The 19,140-nt window shown below is 39.9% G+C and carries 17 protein-coding genes; 13 read left to right on the top strand and 4 right to left on the bottom strand.

Translation table 11 applies throughout. The features are described from left to right. The first annotated feature begins 52 nt into the window (after positions 1–52). The 3 genes from tpgA (at position 53) to F3J02_RS17255 (ending at position 2,723) form a co-directional block, all read left to right on the top strand. A complete protein-coding gene (gene tpgA, locus F3J02_RS17265; protein ID WP_167251259.1) occupies positions 53–898 on the top strand; it encodes a trimeric autotransporter adhesin/peptidogylcan-associated protein TpgA in 846 nt (281 codons plus the stop codon). A gap of 177 nt (positions 899–1,075) precedes the next feature. Next, positions 1,076–1,807: a helix-turn-helix domain-containing protein gene (locus F3J02_RS17260; protein WP_167251352.1), complete on the top strand. Its 732-nt coding sequence runs from the start codon at positions 1,076–1,078 to the stop codon at positions 1,805–1,807. 13 nt (positions 1,808–1,820) lie between these two features. Beyond that, on the top strand, positions 1,821–2,723 hold the full coding sequence (locus F3J02_RS17255) for a LysR family transcriptional regulator (protein WP_167251257.1): 903 nt from the start codon (positions 1,821–1,823) through the stop codon (positions 2,721–2,723). 86 nt (positions 2,724–2,809) lie between these two features. Here the strand turns inward: F3J02_RS17255 and F3J02_RS17250 are convergent, their stop codons facing one another. Beyond that, the gene (locus F3J02_RS17250; RefSeq protein ID WP_167251255.1) at positions 2,810–3,196 is read right to left on the bottom strand and encodes a carboxymuconolactone decarboxylase family protein; all 387 of its coding nucleotides are present in this window, start codon (positions 3,194–3,196) and stop codon (positions 2,810–2,812) included. 332 nt (positions 3,197–3,528) lie between these two features. On the opposite strand from F3J02_RS17250, the gene F3J02_RS17245 reads away from it, so the two are divergent. After that, complete coding sequence (locus F3J02_RS17245; protein WP_167251253.1) at positions 3,529–4,935, top strand: methylenetetrahydrofolate reductase C-terminal domain-containing protein; 1,407 nt, start codon at positions 3,529–3,531, stop codon at positions 4,933–4,935. Between the two features lie 159 nt (positions 4,936–5,094). Here the strand turns inward: F3J02_RS17245 and F3J02_RS17240 are convergent, their stop codons facing one another. The 3 genes from F3J02_RS17240 to F3J02_RS17230 form a co-directional block, all read right to left on the bottom strand. Further along, the gene (locus tag F3J02_RS17240) at positions 5,095–5,586 is read right to left on the bottom strand and encodes a flavin reductase (protein WP_167251251.1); all 492 of its coding nucleotides are present in this window, start codon (positions 5,584–5,586) and stop codon (positions 5,095–5,097) included. Between the two features lie 86 nt (positions 5,587–5,672). Next, positions 5,673–6,698 carry a methionine synthase gene (locus tag F3J02_RS17235; protein WP_167251249.1) on the bottom strand — a complete coding sequence of 342 codons (1,026 nt, stop codon included), beginning with the start codon at positions 6,696–6,698 and terminating at the stop codon, positions 5,673–5,675. A gap of 27 nt (positions 6,699–6,725) precedes the next feature. Then, positions 6,726–7,739 carry a DUF1852 domain-containing protein gene (locus F3J02_RS17230; RefSeq protein ID WP_167251247.1) on the bottom strand — a complete coding sequence of 338 codons (1,014 nt, stop codon included), beginning with the start codon at positions 7,737–7,739 and terminating at the stop codon, positions 6,726–6,728. A 452-nt stretch (positions 7,740–8,191) separates the two neighbouring features. Between F3J02_RS17230 and F3J02_RS17225 the strand changes: the two genes are divergently transcribed. The 9 genes from F3J02_RS17225 to F3J02_RS17185 all read left to right on the top strand — a co-directional run bounded on the left by F3J02_RS17225 (position 8,192) and on the right by F3J02_RS17185 (position 19,082). Next, positions 8,192–9,781, top strand: a complete 1,590-nt coding sequence (locus tag F3J02_RS17225) for a peptide chain release factor 3 (RefSeq protein ID WP_167251245.1) — start codon at positions 8,192–8,194, stop codon at positions 9,779–9,781. 142 nt (positions 9,782–9,923) lie between these two features. Further along, positions 9,924–10,751, top strand: a complete 828-nt coding sequence (locus F3J02_RS17220) for a hypothetical protein (RefSeq protein ID WP_167251243.1) — start codon at positions 9,924–9,926, stop codon at positions 10,749–10,751. Between the two features lie 14 nt (positions 10,752–10,765). Further along, positions 10,766–11,026: a hypothetical protein gene (locus F3J02_RS17215; RefSeq protein ID WP_167251241.1), complete on the top strand. Its 261-nt coding sequence runs from the start codon at positions 10,766–10,768 to the stop codon at positions 11,024–11,026. Positions 11,027–11,134: 108 nt separating this feature from the next. Further along, complete coding sequence (locus tag F3J02_RS17210; protein ID WP_167251239.1) at positions 11,135–12,049, top strand: RsiV family protein; 915 nt, start codon at positions 11,135–11,137, stop codon at positions 12,047–12,049. After that, the gene (locus F3J02_RS17205; RefSeq protein WP_167251237.1) at positions 12,049–12,864 is read left to right on the top strand and encodes a TatD family hydrolase; all 816 of its coding nucleotides are present in this window, start codon (positions 12,049–12,051) and stop codon (positions 12,862–12,864) included. The genes F3J02_RS17210 and F3J02_RS17205 overlap by 1 nt, the downstream gene beginning before the upstream one ends. A gap of 125 nt (positions 12,865–12,989) precedes the next feature. Beyond that, positions 12,990–15,746: an aconitate hydratase AcnA gene (gene acnA / locus F3J02_RS17200; RefSeq protein ID WP_167251235.1), complete on the top strand. Its 2,757-nt coding sequence runs from the start codon at positions 12,990–12,992 to the stop codon at positions 15,744–15,746. 110 nt (positions 15,747–15,856) lie between these two features. After that, a complete protein-coding gene (locus F3J02_RS17195) occupies positions 15,857–17,044 on the top strand; it encodes an MFS transporter (protein WP_167251233.1) in 1,188 nt (395 codons plus the stop codon). Positions 17,045–17,105: 61 nt separating this feature from the next. Further along, a complete protein-coding gene (locus tag F3J02_RS17190; RefSeq protein ID WP_167251350.1) occupies positions 17,106–17,876 on the top strand; it encodes a ThiF family adenylyltransferase in 771 nt (256 codons plus the stop codon). Between the two features lie 99 nt (positions 17,877–17,975). Next, the gene (locus F3J02_RS17185; RefSeq protein ID WP_167251231.1) at positions 17,976–19,082 is read left to right on the top strand and encodes a DUF695 domain-containing protein; all 1,107 of its coding nucleotides are present in this window, start codon (positions 17,976–17,978) and stop codon (positions 19,080–19,082) included. Positions 19,083–19,140 lie beyond the last annotated feature (58 nt).

Here is a 19,140-nt window from a genome sequence, read left to right as displayed (position 1 = left end):
GGGGAGCCGAAAGGCCCCCTTTTTCTCTAACAATAATTACGTGAGAGCAGACATGAATAAGATTCAAACTCTAATGATGGTCGCACTGGCAGGTCTTGCATTTAATAGTCAGGCAGAAGACCTTCATCGTCAGGTGACAGAAGAAGTTGGTGACGTAGCGGCAGAAGGAAATGTGAGTGACGTGACCGATCAAGCTGCGGTACAAGAAGAAATAATTTTTCCTGAAGCAAGCAAAAGTTATCTTAAATTGGCAAAACGTTATGAAATTAATGACATTGTCCGTTTAGATAAAGGAATGAATAAGGATCAGTTTCGTCGTATTCTGGGAAATCCTCATTTTCATGAGGGTATCTTTGCAGTCAGAACTTGGAATTATGTCTTGGATGTCCGGATACCAAAAACTCAAGATTATAAACGTTGCCAATTACGTATCGATTTTGACAAAAACTATATTGCTGAACGTTTATCTTGGAAAGGTGAGGAGTGCCAAGGCTTAATGGCATGGGGTGTGAATAATGTTGTTCCCGCAACCGTACCTGTAGCAGCCGCGCAAACAGCAACAATCTTTTTTGCTTTTGATCGCTCAGATACAAATGCGATAGAACAAAGTTCCACAAATATTGCTGATGTAGTTGGGGCAATTCAACAGTCGCGTAATCCCGTTGTTGTTTCAGGTTATGCGGATCGACTAGGTAAGTTTTCCTATAATCAAGATCTATCTTCACGTCGGGCGAATACGGTTGCTCAGCTATTGGTACAGCAAGGGGTTGATCCTGCCAGAATTCAATTGCAGGTGAGTGGAGGAACGAGTATTTATCAAGAATGTACTGGTCAGTATCGAAATGTACAAGTTATACAATGCTTGGCCCCTAATCGTAGGGTAAATATTCAGTGGTAAGTTGAGATGGGGGGAAAGAATGAGTGAATTTTTTATGCTGATTCTTTTCCCATTGAAGTGCTCCTTTCTTATGTTTGTTTAATTTGCATTAAATGACTATTAAAGTGGTCTAAAATGTTAAGCGGGTTGGTATCTATATCTGATAAGCTAAAAGAAATGAAATATGAGATGGATAATATGTTTCATAATTTTTTACATTATGGGGATAATATAAAACTCCATGTTATTGAGGCGGGGAATAAAGATATAAAGAGTGTGGCCGTTTTTTTTCTTTTTGATGTTGATAGTTTTTTTTCTGTGTTTAATCGTGTTCCCTTTAATAATATTAGATGTTTCTTTATATATAAATGTGAAGTGTTTAAGAAAAACTGTTCTATTGATGATTTTTTGAGTGAGATTAGTAGTTTTTTTTATAAGCTTGATGTTACTAATATACATATTGTATTCAAAAGAGATCTCAGTGATTTTTTTAGAGAGTGTTTGTATTCATTGTTTTTGTTTGATACTGTAACTGTTTGTAATAATTCGAAAGGTTTTTGCTTTAATACTTTCTTTTCATTGTTTTTATGTGGGAGTAAAGATGAAGAGAGTTTTATTGATAAAGTTAATTTTCAAATAGCTAATGTTTTGGCTGAGGGAGAGCCGTACCTATTTAAAGTTGCAAAAGAAATGAAAATAAAACCAAGGATTTTATCGATAAAAATAAAAAATGAGGGTGGTGATTTTAAAGCTTTAGTAAAACAAAAAAGATATGAGAAAGCATTAACTCTATTGAAAGATCAAGATGTTTGTTTGTCAGATATTGCATATAAATTAGGTTATACCGAGTACAGTGCATTTACACGTGCCTTTAGGGGATGGGCAGGATGTTCTCCTTCTAAACTTAGAAAATATCTTAATGAAAAATGAAAGGAGTTTGATTTTGGATATAAAAGATTTGCAGACCTTTATTTGTGTGGCAGATAATAAGTCAATAACAATTGCTTCACAAAAACTAAGAGTCAATCAGTCGACTGTGACTAAAAGAGTTTCAAACTTGGAAAGTTTGGTTAATGGTGTGTTATTTAATCGAAAGAGTAGACCTTTATTACTGACGGATTTTGGGGAAGAAGTTTATTTTCAGTGTTTTTTAATTTTAAAGCAATTGGACTTGCTCACAAAAACCAATAAGCGTGATGGTAATGTGAATAAAGATATTAAAGTCGCAGTTTCTAAAATGCTTGTTGATGACTTATTGGGTAGTATCATACATGAGTATGGTAAAATTAATCCTCACGGTGGAATAGATATTGTGAGTGGATGGGGGAGAAGTCTTATTCAGCAAATCAATGATGGTGAGGTAGACTTAGCAATAATAATGGCACCATCAAATATTAATTTGTTGGAAGAAAATATTTTGTTTCATGAAGCTGTAAATTTGCCGCTTGTGGTCGTTTCGAAAAAAGGTGAAGCTCATAAATATAATAGTCTTGAGATGTGTAGCAAAAGAGGTTGGGTATTGCATCCGGAAGGCTGTTGCATTCGAGAGGGTTTGATCAAGACCTTGTATGATAATAAATTGGAACTGCATCTTAATAGAGAAACCTTCGGGGTTGAGCTTCAATTAGAATGTATTCAGAATGGTGATGGGTTGGGAGTTTTTCCTAAAAAGTATTTTGATAATGTTTTATTAGAAGGAAAAGAGTTAGATGTGGTTAAACTGGAGAATTTCCCTCTTTCATTAAATGTAGGTATTGCAAATACTCAAAATTTAGATCGTCATATAATGAATTCATTTATTCAAATTTTAAAAAAACATTATAGCAATGCTCACTCTATATCGTAATTGACAGCATAAGCCCTTATATAGGGCTTATGCTGCAAGATCTTGTCACACTAAAAATGTCGCTATAACAACTAAAATTTAGAGATCTAAGCTTCTTTTTGATATTCATTAATAACTTCAAGTGCAGCTCGGAAAGCTTCTTGTGTTGCTGGTGCACCACAATATGGGAGACTGTGTAGTAATACTTCTTGAATTTCCTCAACTGTTGCACCATTGTTTAATGCCCCTCGAACATGACCTTTAAGTTCTGTTGGACTTTTTTGTGCAGTTAAGAATGCAATGGTTATCAGAGAGCGATATTTACGAGGTAATACGCCTTCACGTTGCCATGTCGAGCCCCAAGCATGTTCATTGATCCAGTCTTGTAAAGGTTGAGTAAAGGGTACGGTATTGTCTTGAGCTCGTTTTACAAAGGATTCACCCATCACTTCGGTGCGGACTTTTAAGCCATTTTCATAATCTTGTTGTGACATTTTTTACTCTTATAGCAGTGTGAAAAGATTGATATTTGTGCTTATCCTAACTCAATCCTTGTAGCAGCTAAAGGTACATATACTGACTCTATTGTTCGCTCAGAGAATATAAGTTCTATATGAAAGATCTGCTGGGGGAGTAAATCAGGCTATAACAAATTCGATCATATGTTTGGTGTTGCTTTTGTGGGTTGATCATCTAGAAGTCAAGGTTTCTAAAGATATGTTCTGGAAGATAACGCTGAGCTTTTATTGAGCACTTTATTTTCTAAATAGATAAATTATACTAGCGCCTTAGGATTGTTACCCCCTCTTTTTAACTGCCTCTTTTTATGCCGTCGTCTTTATTTTCTCAAGGTTTAGGTCTGGATCATTTCTGTATCTTGGTTGAACATTTATGTTCTAAAAAAAGCATTCACCCTGTACCACAACAATATATTGCAGGTTTACCTACAATGTTGACTTTGGCCGACCGAGTGCAAAGTGATGAAGATCCAGAGCCGATAACGGTTGCGCAAAATTATCCTCAAGCGATTGATAAATTGTTACATTTCTCAGGTAAAGGCAGAGACATTGCAGAGTTTGAAGTATTTTTAGATCAAGCAGAGCAAGCAGGTTATAAAAATCTGCTATTGCTCACAGGTGATAAGCTAAAAAAGCATGATTTTGGTCTAGATCATACCGCTGATCGGACACGTTATTTAGAATCTGTGAGTGCAGTCATGGCAGCTAAAAAACGACAAATTTTTAAGATTGGTGTTGCTTTCAATCCTTTTAAATATACTGAAGCAGAAAGTGACGCCCAGTATTTGAAATTGTATAAAAAGATTAAAGCAGGGGCCGACTTCTTAATCACCCAATTAGGTTTTGACTTAGATAAAATCAAGAAAACCCAAGAATCTTTAGCAGAGCATTATCCATCCTTTTCTTTAATTGCTTGTGTAATGCCACTGACGTTGCGTCGAGCTCAGTTCATGCTAAGTAATCAGGTTGCAGGTATTGTAATTTCCGAGCATGTTGTAAAAGTACTGGAGCAAGAGTATCAGGTTGATCCTGTTCAGGCTGAAAAAAAAGTATATGCGCGTTGTGCTTTACAGATATTGATCTGCAAGCATCTTGGCTATAACGGGGTTCATTTATCCTCATGTCATAAAGTGAAAGAACAAGCTCAACTTGAACAAGCCTTACAGCAATATCAGAATTTATCGCTAACTGAATGTGAGCAGCTTTGGTATCAATTGTGGCAAACAACGACCAATGTTGTGTTTCAACCTCAGGTTAAGATGTTTCGTAAGAAAATAAGCTCTTCTCAAGTACTTAAATATAAGAATATGCAGTTCATGCATGGTGTTTTTTTTAATTCAAAAGTTGCTGTTCGGATTGGACAATTTGTTTTTAAAGCTGCTTTTTGGGATAAGCCCAGAGCGAACCGTCTGTTAATGAAGGTTGAACACTTTAGCAAACATCAGGCTGTCGGTTGCGACAGTTGTGGGCAATGTCGTTTAAGTGAAACTTTGTATATTTGCCCAGAAACTTGCCCTAAAGGTTTGGCAAATGGTCCTTGTGGCGGAACGATGTTAGATCGTTGTGAGTTTGGTGATCGAGAGTGTATTCATTCAGTCAAAGCTAGATTAGCAAAAGCAGTCGGTCAAACAGAGCTTTTAAAAACTGAGTTAATCCCAGCGGTGGCGATTGAGACGCGTGCAACGAGCTCTTGGAAAAATTGGTTTAATCAATAGGAGCAATATGACGATCAAGTTTTATTTTGATCCAGTCATACTGATTAGACATAAATTTTTTATGCTTAGCTAAAATGAGTACCCAAATCAAAAATCCAATAATGAATATCTCAGCTTTCGCCTTCTAATCGGATAGAACCAGAAAGCAGGGGAATTGGTCTAAGCGATTTCCGTTTGCCCTACATGATGATAAGCACGATTAAAATAAACCAAGCTTTGATCATGTCCACTTTGTTGAACTGCCACAATACGACAAATAAAAATAGTATGCGTTCCAACTTCCTGAATCTGATCAATCTCGCAATCGAAATTCACTAAGGCATCATCCAAAACAGGCGCACCTGTTTCCAACTCAGACCAAGCACCGTGTTTAAAACGTTCTTCTGGGCTTAATTTAGATGAAAAGGCTTTAGAAATATGTTGATGATCTGCACTTAATACATTCACGCTTAAGATTTTATTGTCGACGAAATGCACATGCGAACTCGATGCCCTATTCATACACACCAATAAAGTCGGAGGTGTATCCGTGACGCTACATACAGCAGATGCAGTAAAGCCATAACGACCAGACATGCCAGTCGTGGTAATCACACTGACTGCACTGGTGAGTAAAGACATTGCATCTCTAAAATCTGTTGCTTCAACCATCACTTTATTCCTAAATTAAACTCAATCTGTTTAAATGTGCTCAGGGCTACAGTGTGCAGCCCTTAAGCCATCAAAAGATCGGTAAATTAAGCGAGTTCTTTACGAACAATTTCTGCACCCGCACTTAATGCATTCAGTTTGCCACGTGCAACATCACGCGCTAAAGGTGCCATACCACAGTTAGTTGATGGATACAGCTTATCAGCGTCGACAAACTGAAGTGCTTTACGTAGTGTATTCGCAACTTCCTCTGGCGTTTCAACCGTGTTACTTGCCACATCAATCGCACCAACCATCACCTTCTTACCACGAATCAATTCAATCAGATCCATTGGCACACGCGAGTTGTGACATTCGAGTGAGATGATGTCGAGTTTTGACTGTTGTAGCTTTGGAAAAGCTTCTTCATATTGGCGCCATTCTGAACCGAGGGTCTTTTTCCAGTCAGTATTGGCTTTAATGCCATAACCATAGCAAATGTGTACCGCGGTTTCACACTTCAAACCTTCAAGCGCACGCTCTAAAGTCGCAACACCCCAGTCATTCACTTCATCAAAGAACACATTAAATGCAGGTTCATCAAACTGAATAATATCCACGCCAGCAGCTTCTAACTCTTTGGCTTCTTCATTCAGAATCTTGGCAAATTCCCACGCCAATTTTTCACGACTTTTATAATGTGCATCATATAGCGTATCAATCATGGTCATTGGACCTGGCAACGCCCATTTGATTGGTTGATTGGTTTGTTGACGCAAGAACTTAGCGTCTTCAACAAAAACAGGCTTTTGTCGAGATACCGCACCCACCACAGTCGGAACACTGGCATCATAACGATTACGGATACGAACCGTCTCGCGTTTCTCAAAATCAACACCCGTAAGATGCTCAATAAATGTCGTCACAAAGTGCTGACGGGTTTGCTCGCCATCACTGACAATATCAATGCCTGCTACTTGCTGTTCATGCAAAGACAAACGTAAAGCATCCTGTTTACCTTCAATCAGACCCTGCTCTTGCAATTTCCATGGTGACCAAAGCTTTTCAGGCTCTGCCAGCCAAGACGGTTTCGGTAAGCTACCCGCAGTCGACGTTGGTAATAATCTTTTCATCATCAATAACCTTATATTTTCAATAAATTAGTGCGCGTAACTTTTTTGTGAGCTGCTTTGTGCTGCATAACTGGCAGACCACTGTTCCAGAATGGTTTGATAAGGTTTGATAAATTGTTCTTCAACAAATTTCCCTTGTTCAATCGCCAAACGACTGCGCTCTTCTCGGTCATATACAATACGAGTCAGTGAATAATCTTGGTTCTTCAAACTTGGTTGATAAGACTTTCCTGCTGAAGAGTTAGCATTGTAAATTTCAGGGCGGTAAATCTTTTGGAATGTTTCCATGGTGCTGATGGTGCTGATCAGTTCAAGATTGGTATAGTCCGCCAGCAAATCTCCAGAGAAATAGAATGCCAATGGCGCAACGCTATTTGGCGGCATGAAATAACGAACTTTTAAACCCATTTTTTGAAAATATTCATCTGTTAATGAATACTCATCTTGCAGGTACTCAACACCTAATACAGGATGCTGATTTTCAGTACGTTGGTACACCTTGCTGCTGGAAACACTGAGGCAAATCACAGGTGGCTTTTTAAAGTTTGCTTTGTAAGTCTCTGACTCAATAAAGCTCTTAAACAAGTTACCATGTAAATCACCGAAGTTCTCTGGTGTGCTAAATCCAGACTGATTTTTATTATGGTCAAGCAATAGCACACTGAAATCATAATCGCGCACATAAGAAGAGAAATTGTTGCCTACAATACCTTCAATACGCTCATTGGTTTTTTGATCAACAATATTGGTTTTCAAAATTTCAATTAAAGGAAGCGCATTGGCATTGCTTGCCGCATCAACCTTCATTTCAACTGAAATGATTTCCAGCTCGACTTTATAACGATCAGCAAAAGGATTATCCCAATGTGCCAAAGCATTAAAGCGATTGTCGATCATCTTTAAGGTGTTGTGCAGATTCTGTTGGCGGCTTTCGCCTCTTGCCAAATTCGCAAAGTTGGTTGTGATACGTGTATTTTCTGATGGCGTGTAGTTCTCATCAAAATCAATACGCTTAATCGTAAATGCAAACTCTTTACTCATTTTAATCTGCCACCCTAATTTCCGAGATAAATCTGAATTTCTGTATAGAGTGATTTATACCGTAATCATGAGATGAATAAAAATGATTTAATCTAACCTCAAAGTGAATGAAATTCATGTTTGTGCGGTCGATCATTTTTATATCTTAAAAATAAATCTCAAAGGCCGTGTAAAGACCGTTATGTAGTGATCAATCGGAACATGAAACTAAGATCACTGCTCAGGCATATCAGATAAACGTTTGCTTATTTTTGATAGAATTTTGATTGTACCTTTGGTACTGGAGTGGCGAAGAAAGCCCTATTTTGTGGATAACTTAAGACATATCAACAATCGATAAACATCACCTATAAATCTGCTACAATTGCGCCAATTTTAAATTCTTTCGCTCGCCATCTGTTCTTGCCATCGTTTGCAGATACACATGGGTGCACAAATTGTAGATTTTTAGCATGTTTAAAGATGAATTAGCGGCACAGGTTGCCCAACGACGCACGTTTGCGATCATTTCCCACCCCGATGCGGGTAAGACCACCATGACAGAAAAACTGTTGTTATGGGGTAAAGCGATTCAAGTTGCTGGTATGGTAAAAAGCCGTAAGTCTGACCGATCTGCAACGTCTGACTGGATGGAAATGGAAAAAGAACGTGGTATCTCGATTACCACGTCAGTGATGCAGTTCCCTTATAAAAAGCACACCATTAACTTACTTGATACTCCGGGACATGAAGACTTCTCGGAAGATACCTACCGTACATTAACCGCAGTTGACTCTGCATTGATGGTGATTGATGGTGCAAAGGGTGTCGAAGAACGTACCATTAAATTAATGGAAGTGTGTCGTATGCGCGATACACCAATCATTTCATTCGTGAACAAAATGGACCGTGAAATTCGCGAGCCTTTAGAACTGCTCGACGAAATTGAAAGTGTCCTGAATATTCGCTGCGTGCCAATTACATGGCCTTTAGGTATGGGACGTGACTTTGCTGGTGTTTATAACTTGCTGGAAAACAAACTGTATGTTTATAAAGCAGGTTTTGGTTCAACCATTACGGATATTGAAGTACGCGATGGTTATGACCATGCGGACATTCGTGAAAAAGTCGGTGAGTTGGCTTGGTCATCATTTGAAGAATCTCTTGAATTGGTACAAATGGCGAATGAGCCATTAGACCGTGAATTATTCTTACAAGGTAAACAAACCCCTGTTCTATTTGGTACAGCGTTAGGTAACTTTGCAGTTGACCATGTATTGGATACCTTTATCAATTGGGCGCCAGAACCAAAGGCACATCCAACTCAAGAACGTATTGTCGATGCCAATGAAGAAGGTTTCACAGGCTTTGTGTTCAAAATCCAAGCCAATATGGATCCGAAACACCGTGACCGTATTGCCTTTATGCGTATTTGCTCAGGTAAATATGAGAAAGGCTTGAAAATGAATCATGTACGTATCGGTAAAGATGTGCGTATCAGTGATGCATTGACTTTCCTTGCGGGCGAGCGTGAGCACCTCGAAGAAGCTTGGCCGGGTGACATTATTGGTTTACATAACCACGGTACAATTCAAATTGGTGATACTTTTACCAGCGGTGAAGATCTGCATTTCACAGGTATTCCACACTTCGCACCTGAAATGTTCCGCCGTGTACGTTTGAAAGATCCTTTGAAATCGAAGCAATTGCAAAAGGGTTTGAAAGAGTTATCTGAAGAGGGTGCAACACAGGTGTTTATGCCACAAATCAGTAATGACCTGATTGTAGGTGCTGTTGGTGTGTTACAGTTTGATGTGGTCGCTTATCGCTTAAAAGAAGAATATAAAGTGGACTGTATTTATGAGCCTGTTAGTGTGCATACGGTTCGTTGGGTGCATTGTGATGACGAAAAGATCTTAAATGAGTTTAAGAAAAAAGCACACGATCAACTCTCTGTTGATGGTGGAGGTCACTTAACTTATCTTGCACCAAGCCGTGTAAACTTGCAGTTGATGCAAGAACGCTGGCCAGATATTCAGTTCCGTAACACACGAGAACACTAGAATCTCCCTTGCGGAGCTTTACGCTCCTCACCCATCTTTATAAAAGAGGGACTTTTTCACGAGTTCTATAACTATTTAGATTCGTGATGCTCCTCCCTTTTATAAAGGGAGGTTGGGAGGGATTAAAATAAAGGATGATGTGATGAACACTTTAAAACCACTTTTTGCTGTCAGTGTATTGATTGGAATGATGGCTTTAACGGCATGTGATCATCCTAAAAAAAATGATACAGCTTCGGAGAAAAGTACGGAGCAAGCCGCGGCAACTGTCGAAAAAGCAGAAGTTCTACCTTTCTTGAATATGAAAGAAGCCAAGGCGGATTACGCACTGCCATTTTGTGAAAAGAAAAACTGTATTGATGTTGATATTCAAACCATTAAAACCCAAGATGCATGGCTCAATACATGGATTGCTAAAAATCAGGCAAATGTGATTCAGCAACAGATTGAACAAAATAAGAATTTAACTTTACAGCAAGCCGTAAATGCCTATGTGAAAAAGTCGGATGAGTGGCAGGATAAATATTCTAAGAACAAGGCTTATGAACTGCATTTAAGTACGCGTATAGCGTCACAGCGCAATCAATATGTGTTGTTGCAAGTGGGTGTTGATACTCAACAAGAAGATCTCGCTGTGAAAGATCGTTTTTATTTCTTTGTGGCAGATCGTAAGCTACAAAAAAATGTCAGTATCTTGGATGTGATCCAGAAAAACCAGCAGAATGCATTAAACGATATTGTTCAGGCACATTATCAACAGTGGATTGCAAAACAATCAGCAGAAGTGAAAAAGCAAGTGCCGAAAAAATTGTATTGGGGGCAGGCAGATTGGTTCTTTGATGGCGAGGGCATTGGATTACATTATCGTGCCAACGAAATTAGTAAGGATGCACCACAGTTGGATATTTATTTAACCACTGAACAAAGTAAACAGATGCTACAAGCTGAAATTTACCAGCAAATGTTCTAAATGTTGAGGGAAAAATGACAGATGAAGAAATTTTAGAAATAATTGAACGTATTGAGACATCAATGCTTAAAGGTGATGCAATTGCTAAATTTAGAAGCTTTGGTGAGGTTGCCTTATATGCGAATCACCAAGGTTATTTAAGGATTGCAGTTGAAATGCTAAAGAGCTCAATTGGTCAGTCAGCGGATTTACATTCTTTATTTACTCAAGATAGTGATTTTGAAATTGATTTTTTAGTTAATGATGAAGATGAATTAGATTTCCTATCAAAATAAATTAGAGTTTTAAGTTTCGTATAGAAATTGCATGCACTGCTAGCGGTTTTGTATGAAGTTCGATAGCATTTAAAAATCTTGTGTAATAACAATGCAGATAGGTTTTAAATGAAAACAATTGCTAAATTTAGCGTGCTTGCTTGTGCAATTTTACTTGCTGCTTGCCAGCCGAAATCAGAACCTAAAGAATCACAGGATAAACCGACAGATCCACCAGCGGCACAGCAAACTGCTGAGCCGATTTTGCGTGGTGAAACGGTGAAGCTACAAGTGACATTACCTGAATGTAAAGGTAATACCTGCCCAGATTTTACCGTTGAACGATTACAAAGTAATTTCCCATTTATTGACCAGTTACTGGATCAGCAGATCCTCGATCAACTCAGTAAAATGCTTGATGTGGTTGATGCCGATGCTTCAGCAGCATCCACAGTAAAAACGACTGAGCAAAAAACAGGTCTAGATACTCAGGCACAAGCCTATGCCAATGCCTTTGTGAAAATTGATGAAGAGTTAAAAGCTTTAAGTAGTAGTCATCAGATCAGCTTGATGATTAAGCCTAAGATTTTGCAACCGAAAGGCAAGCTGGCAACCGTAGTGTTGAATAGCAGCAGTTATTTGGGTGGAGCGCATGGCTCGACTTCACAACGCTATTACAATTTTGATTTAACCACTCAAAAACAGGTGCAGTTACACGACTTATTGTTGCCTAAGCAAAAAGCAACTTTAGACAAGCTGGCGCATGAAGCGTTTAAAACATGGATTGTCGATTCCAAACTTGCAACCGATCCGAAGGAATATGAACAGGCTTGGCCTTTCCAAATCACCGATAATTTCTTATTGGGTGAGCAGGGTTTAATTCTGCAATATGGCGAATACGACATTGGTCCTTATGTCGTAGGTTTACCGCGCTTAGTGATTCCATTTAGTGAATTGCAGGGTGTGTTAAAACCTGAATATTTACCAAAAATTGATCAGCCCGCAGCGTCTACGCCTGCTGCAAGTACACCAAGTCAAAGTTAATGCAACTGTTCGATACCCATACCCATTTTGATGTTGCCGATTTTGATCATGATCGGCAACATTTGGCTGAACAAGCAAAGCGGGTTGGGGTCGATGCTTTGGTGTTGATTGGTTTTGTTGCGTCTAGATTTGATGAACTACTCCATACCCATCAACAATTACAATATTGGGAAAATGTGCCACGCTGTTATCTTGCGCCAGGCTTGCATCCATTTTATATCGAACAACATCAGCCAGAACATTTACAGCGGCTTGAGCAAGTCCTACAGCAGCATGACTGTGTGGCTGTAGGTGAAATCGGTTTAGATACTTTTTTAAAACAGCATAAACAGCCCGAACTATTTGCCAAGCAACAGCATTATTTTATTGAGCAACTTGCATTGGCAACACAGTATCAAAAGCCTGTGTTATTGCATATCCGTAAGGCGCATGCTGAAACCATTGCTATTTTAAAAACACAAAAATTCAAATTAGGCGGCATTGCCCATGCGTTTAGTGGTGGCGTAGAAGAAGCCAAAGCCTTGGTTAAACTAGGTTTTAAAATCGGGGTGACGGGACAAATCACCAATCCAAATGCCAAAAAGCTGCATCAAGTGGTGCAGGCGATTGGCAGCGAAAACTTGGTGATCGAAACCGATTGTCCAGATATGACGCCGTTGTGTTGTCAGACTTCGACCGAGCACCGCACGCGGAATACCCCAGTCAACCTACCTTATGTTCTGAACAGTTTGGCTCAGACCCTTGATCAGCCTGAGTTGCAGCTGGCAGCACAAATATGGCAAAACTCATTGGCTGCGTTGCGACTTAAATTTTAAGAGAATAAGCAAATAATCTCGTTAAAAATAAGATACTAAAAGGGAACACATACTTTTCTAAACAGGGGTACATTAAAAGAACAATTTGATAATAAACAATCAGCCAATACTGGGAGGGCAACCTTATGGCCAGATATAGCAAAATCAATAGTTTCAATGCATTACAAATACTCAGCGTCGGTTCGACATCCTATCAAATCTTTAGCTTGGCGCGAGCAGCTGAAACACTGGGTAATATTGATCAATTACCGAAGTCACTTAAGGTTTTGCTAGAAAATTTACTCCGTTTTGAAGATCAAAAAAGTGTAAAAGTAGAACATATTCAAGCCTTGGTTGACTGGCAGAAAAGCAAACGCTCGGATCAGGAAATTCAATATCGGCCAGCACGGGTGTTAATGCAGGATTTCACGGGTGTCCCTGCTGTGGTTGACCTTGCCGCGATGCGTGCCGCAATGGCACAGGCTGGCGGTGACCCCAATCTGATTAATCCTTTATCTCCTGTAGATCTGGTGATTGACCACTCGGTGATGGTCGATCATTTTGCCGATGACAATGCCTTTGCTGAGAACGTTGAAATTGAAATGCAACGCAATGGCGAGCGTTATCAATTCTTACGTTGGGGGCAATCTGCATTTAATAATTTTAGTGTGGTGCCGCCCGGTACAGGGATTTGTCACCAAGTCAATTTAGAATATTTGGCGCAAGCGGTCTGGTTGGGAGAAGATGAAGGTCAGACCTTTGCTTTTCCAGATACCTTGGTGGGGACAGATTCACATACCACCATGATCAATGGGCTTGGCGTGCTCGGGTGGGGTGTGGGCGGGATTGAAGCAGAAGCAGCCATGCTCGGGCAACCTGTATCCATGTTGATTCCCGAAGTGATTGGATTCAAACTCACAGGCAAATTGAATGAAGGCATTACTGCAACCGATTTGGTCTTAACCATTACTCAAATGCTGCGTCAAAAAGGCGTGGTGGGTAAATTTGTTGAGTTCTATGGCGATGGCTTGGCGGATTTACCTCTGGCGGATCGTGCCACGATTGCCAATATGGCACCTGAATATGGGGCAACTTGTGGTTTCTTCCCGATTGATGATGTGACATTGGGGTATTTAGCCCTAACTGGCCGCAAACAAGAACGTATAGATTTAGTAGAAGCTTATAGTAAGGAGCAAGGGCTATGGCGTCATACAGGGGATGAACCTGTATTTACCGATACCTTGAGTCTGGATATGAGTACCGTGCAGGCCAGTCTGGCAGGACCAAAGCGTCCACAAGATCGGGTTTTGTTGGGCGATGTTCCGAAAACGTTTAATGCGTTGATGGAGCTGAATTTAAAACCAGCCAAAGATGCCAAAGAACGTTTGGAGAATGAAGGCGGTGGTGGTACGGCTGTTGAAGCCAAGAAAGCAAATTTAGCGCATGAAGAACCCTCTTGCACCATTGAAGGTAAATCTTATCCATTGAATCATGGTGATGTGGTGATTTCAGCAATTACTTCATGTACGAACACCTCGAATCCAAGTGTCATGCTGGCAGCAGGTTTACTGGCGAAAAAAGCCATTGAAAAAGGTTTGCAGCGTAAACCGTGGGTGAAAAGTTCATTGGCACCAGGTTCTAAAGTGGTGACCGATTATCTGGCTGCGGCAGGTTTAACGCCGTACTTAGATGAGTTAGGCTATAACTTGGTTGGTTATGGTTGTACCACCTGTATTGGTAACTCTGGGCCTTTACCTGAACCGATTGAAGAAGCAATTCAATGTCATGATCTAAATGTGGCTTCGGTGCTTTCAGGTAACCGTAACTTTGAGGGACGTGTTCACCCCCTAGTGAAAACCAACTGGTTGGCTTCACCACCATTGGTGGTGGCTTATGGTTTAGCGGGGAATATCAGAACTGATCTAACCACACAACCGATTGGGCAAGACCAAAATGGACAAGATGTTTATTTGAAAGACATTTGGCCAAGCCAGATAGAAATTGATCAAGTACTGCAAAAAGTGAATACCGACATGTTTCATAAAGAATATGCAGCAGTGTTTGATGGGGATGCAACTTGGCAGGCGATCCAGATTCCACAAAGCCAAACCTATGCGTGGCAAGATAATTCGACTTATATTCGCCATCCGCCATTTTTTGAGGAAATTAATCAGCCTCCGAAAGCCATTAGCAATATTGAACAGGCACGTATCTTGGCGGTATTGGGCGACTCAGTCACCACCGATCATATCTCTCCAGCAGGGAATATCAAGAAAGACAGTCCAGCAGGACGCTATTTACAGCAGCAGGGGGTTGAGCCGAAAGATTTCAACTCTTATGGTTCTCGACGCGGTAACCATGAAGTGATGATGCGCGGGACGTTTGCCAATATCCGCATTAAAAATGAAATGCTGGGTGGTGAAGAAGGTGGCAATACCATCTTTATTCCAACGGGTGAAAAGCTGGCTATCTATGATGCATCCATGCTGTATCAGCAGCAGAAAACACCGTTGCTGATTATTGCAGGTAAGGAATATGGTACAGGTTCATCGCGGGATTGGGCAGCAAAAGGGACCAACCTCTTAGGCGTTAAAGCAGTCATTGCGGAAAGTTTTGAACGGATTCATCGTTCGAATCTGGTCGGTATGGGCGTATTGCCTTTACAGTTTGTAGATGGTCAAACCCGTCAATCCTTGAACCTGACTGGCCGTGAAGTGCTTTCGATTTATGGATTATCTGATGATATCCAACCACATCAAACGCTAGATATTCAGGTACAGCGAGAAGATGGCAGTCAAGACCAGTTCAAAGTGTTGTGCCGCATCGATACGCTAAATGAGGTGGAATACTTTAAAGCAGGTGGGATTCTGCATTATGTATTACGCAATTTGATCGCTGCATAACGAAACACACACTTAAATCAAAGATGAAAGCTGGTCTTTCATCTTTTTTTGTTTGAATTTCAAACATTCAGCGTTAAGGTAGTCAGGCCCGATTAAATTGGATAAAGGCTTTGAATCAGTTACCTCGCTATGTTTATTATCTCCTGGTTGCACAGGCCTTTAACCTCATTGCCGCAGTGTTGTCGGTGACGGTGGCTGCAATTGTTGGCTTGAAATTGGCACCTACTCAAGCTTTGGCTACGGTTCCATATGGCTTGCAGTTTTTAGCGATGTTACTGACCACCTTTATTTTTTCATTTTTGATGAAAAAGCTTGGACGGCATCTGGTTTTCCAGTTTGGTTGTGTCTGTCTTTTCTTCGCTGGGGTTCTCGGTTATTTGGCCCTACAGCAGCAACAGTTTTATTTATTGTGCCTGAGCCATTTTTCTCTGGGTTTATTTATCTCAACTGCGAATTTTTATCGCTTTGCTGCTTCTGATCGCTTGGCCGCTGATTTAATTCCAAAAGCAACAGCCATGGTGATCTCGGGTGGAGTGATCGCTGCTGTGATTGCACCGATGCTGGCAATTCAATTTCAACAGGTACAAGGCTTACCTGATTTTACCGCAATCTATTTCATTTTTAGTGTCTTGGCCTTGTTGCTCTCTCCGATCTTGTATTTATGGAACAAAAAATTCCAATGCCAGCAGATACAACAGGTGCTGATTGAACCAACTCAACGTCGCAAACTGCCAAGCACTTTGCTTATCGCTGCGGTGATCAGCGGTGCATTTGCTTACTATATTATGAATGTCATGATGATTATGTCCTCCTTACATCTCAAGGAACATCACTCATTTCATTATGCTTCGATCTCGATTCAGCTACATGTGTTGGCGATGTTTATCCCATCCTTCTTTGTGTCTAAACTGATTCAACAATGGGGAACGCAAACCACAATTTATGTCGGTTTTGCTTTGTTGATGTTATCGTCTTTAATTCCAATGTTTGGACAGGTCGGCATCTATATTAATGCTGCCTTGATCGTTCTGGGCGTGGGCTGGAATTTTGCTTACTCAGGTGCATCAACCTTGTTAGCAGGTCTCAACGAGCAGCAAAAACATCGTGTCCAAGGCATTAATGAAACAGGAATTGCTTTGTTTGCAACATTAGGGGCATTTTTACCTGCACCGATTTTGAGTAGCCTTGGATGGATCAATGCAAACCTGTTGGCTTTATGCATGAGCCTGATTGTTTTTACCCTGTTGGTTATTTTAATTCGTCGAGATCAACCATCAAGTAAAGTTTCAGTAGGCTAACCTAAAACCAGTTAAACACGGTAAAATACTACTTTGATTCAAAAGATAGACCACGACTGTGATGACCGATGTTCCTGTAAATGATGAATATGAGCGCCGTTTTGCTGGTGTTGCCAAAATTTATGGAGAAACTGCTTTTTCACATTATGAAAACAGTCATGTCATGGTGATTGGGATTGGCGGCGTCGGCAGTTGGGCAGTTGAAGCACTAGCACGTACCGGGATTGGTGAACTGACCCTAGTCGATATGGATGTGGTAGCCGCATCGAATATTAACCGTCAATTGCCTGCGATGAGTTCGACACTAGGACAAGAAAAAATCGAAGTGATGGCAGAACGTTGTCGCCAAATTAATCCACGTATGAAAGTAAACGTGATTGATGATTATCTCAGCCCTGAAAATGTCAAAGAAATTCTAAATCCAGTGCCAAGCATTGTTTTGGATTGTATTGATGACGTCAAAGCCAAACTTGCCTTGATGTTGCATTGTCGTTTTAACAAAATCCCGTTGATCGTTTCAGGCGGTGCGGGTGGCAAACTTGATCCGCTTAAGATTCGCGTGGCAGACTTATCCAAGACAGAGCAAGACCCAATGTTAGCAAAACTACGCACTCAACTGCGTTCCAAAGGGATTTGTAAAAAGCCCAAAGAGAAATTCGGCATTACTTGTGTGTATTCGATTGATAATCCATTTTCAAGTGCAGAAGTTTGCCCAAGTGCTGGCTTACGTTGTGGCGGTTATGGTTCGGCAGTGGTGGTGACTTCAAGCTTTGCCATGGTGGCGGTGGCTGAAGTCTTAAAGAAACTGGATCGTATGCAGATTAGCAAATAGTTGTTGAGGGTGATCAGCCCTTATTTAACAGGCATTTAACAACCACGACAATTGAGCTAAATTGATTCGTTATAGATAAAAAAGTAGAGAATAATCAACATGAGTTTCAAAAAAAATTTAGGCAATACCGAGTATCTTATGCAAAACAATAAAAATAGTTATGCCGAGTTTTGGCAATGGTTTCAGGAACATCAACATGAGTTTTATCAAATATTAAATGCAAGGAATCAAGATAAAATTCAAGAAGATTTCTTTGATAAATTATGGGCTGAATTGGTGAACGTTCATGATGGAATTTTTTTCCTAGCAGGAATGGCAGATGAACACACCGCTGAACTTATATTGACACCTGATGGGGTGATTCGAAATATTATCTTTGTAGAAGAGCTTATTGCCACAGCACCTAAAATTTCAGGATGGAAATTTACAGCCCTTAAACCCGCTAGTGAAATCCATCAGACCTGTATTGGTATGCATGACCATGAATTTAGTCAAGACACCTTATCTTTTTACCTAAAAGACCATCCTGAATATCCAGATGAAATTGATCTATTTGTGGTTCATGATGAATATAATGAAGCGCAAAAAAGTGAATTTTTACAAGGCGTTTATATTTTCTTAGACAATTATTTGGGGGAATATGATTCGGTAACCAAACTTGATCAAGTTTCAGTGCAATCTAAACAAGATGCTGAAAAAGAATTAATGCCCATTGCAAATTTAAAGAAAATTTTAACCTTAAAAAACAGTGAAATTTCTCGTCTTGATAAAGTGATTCGTTCAAATACTGATGAGGATGAATATATTAGTTTAGAAGGAGAGACGAATGACGGTTTACCTCTTATTGCCATTTTAAATAGCACATTATTAGAGTGGGATAAAAAAGCATCACATCCTTGGATGATGATTATTGAGATACGTTATGGTGGGGAGAACTTTAATGGTATGCCACCATCGAATCAATATGAACTGCTTGAAAGTGTTGAACAGGCATTAGTTGCTGAATTAAAAGATGTTGATGGATATTTAAATATCGGTCGTGAAACTGGTAATCATTTAAGAACGATATATCTCGCTTGTAAGGATTTTAGAAAGCCATCCAAGGTAATTGACCAAATTATTCAAAATCATAAAGATAACTTCGAAATTGAGGTTAGTTTTTTCAAAGACAAATATTGGCGGTGTCTGAGTAAATTTGGAAGATAAAAAGCAAGATTGATAGAATGCTGGGTAACTAGACTAATGCGATTTGACTGCTACGACC

The sequence above is a fragment of the Acinetobacter sp. Tr-809 genome, from assembly GCF_011753255.1.
Classification (GTDB): domain Bacteria; phylum Pseudomonadota; class Gammaproteobacteria; order Pseudomonadales; family Moraxellaceae; genus Acinetobacter.
Note: the sequence above shows the minus strand (reverse complement) of the source record. Positions and strands in the feature narration are given on the sequence as shown.

Excerpts from the sequence above, each read along its gene's own strand:
- tpgA (WP_167251259.1), top strand. The coding sequence starts at position 53 with ATGAATAAGATTCAAACTCTAATGATGGTCGCACTGGCAGGTCTTGCA.
- F3J02_RS17260 (WP_167251352.1), top strand. The coding sequence starts at position 1,076 with ATGTTTCATAATTTTTTACATTATGGGGATAATATAAAACTCCATGTT.
- F3J02_RS17250 (WP_167251255.1), bottom strand. The coding sequence starts at position 3,196 with ATGTCACAACAAGATTATGAAAATGGCTTAAAAGTCCGCACCGAAGTG.
- F3J02_RS17245 (WP_167251253.1), top strand. The coding sequence starts at position 3,529 with ATGCCGTCGTCTTTATTTTCTCAAGGTTTAGGTCTGGATCATTTCTGT.
- F3J02_RS17240 (WP_167251251.1), bottom strand. The coding sequence starts at position 5,586 with ATGGTTGAAGCAACAGATTTTAGAGATGCAATGTCTTTACTCACCAGT.
- F3J02_RS17235 (WP_167251249.1), bottom strand. The coding sequence starts at position 6,698 with ATGAAAAGATTATTACCAACGTCGACTGCGGGTAGCTTACCGAAACCG.
- F3J02_RS17230 (WP_167251247.1), bottom strand. The coding sequence starts at position 7,739 with ATGAGTAAAGAGTTTGCATTTACGATTAAGCGTATTGATTTTGATGAG.
- F3J02_RS17225 (WP_167251245.1), top strand. The coding sequence starts at position 8,192 with ATGTTTAAAGATGAATTAGCGGCACAGGTTGCCCAACGACGCACGTTT.
- F3J02_RS17220 (WP_167251243.1), top strand. The coding sequence starts at position 9,924 with ATGAACACTTTAAAACCACTTTTTGCTGTCAGTGTATTGATTGGAATG.
- F3J02_RS17215 (WP_167251241.1), top strand. The coding sequence starts at position 10,766 with ATGACAGATGAAGAAATTTTAGAAATAATTGAACGTATTGAGACATCA.
- F3J02_RS17210 (WP_167251239.1), top strand. The coding sequence starts at position 11,135 with ATGAAAACAATTGCTAAATTTAGCGTGCTTGCTTGTGCAATTTTACTT.
- F3J02_RS17205 (WP_167251237.1), top strand. The coding sequence starts at position 12,049 with ATGCAACTGTTCGATACCCATACCCATTTTGATGTTGCCGATTTTGAT.
- acnA (WP_167251235.1), top strand. The coding sequence starts at position 12,990 with ATGGCCAGATATAGCAAAATCAATAGTTTCAATGCATTACAAATACTC.
- F3J02_RS17190 (WP_167251350.1), top strand. The coding sequence starts at position 17,106 with ATGACCGATGTTCCTGTAAATGATGAATATGAGCGCCGTTTTGCTGGT.
- F3J02_RS17185 (WP_167251231.1), top strand. The coding sequence starts at position 17,976 with ATGAGTTTCAAAAAAAATTTAGGCAATACCGAGTATCTTATGCAAAAC.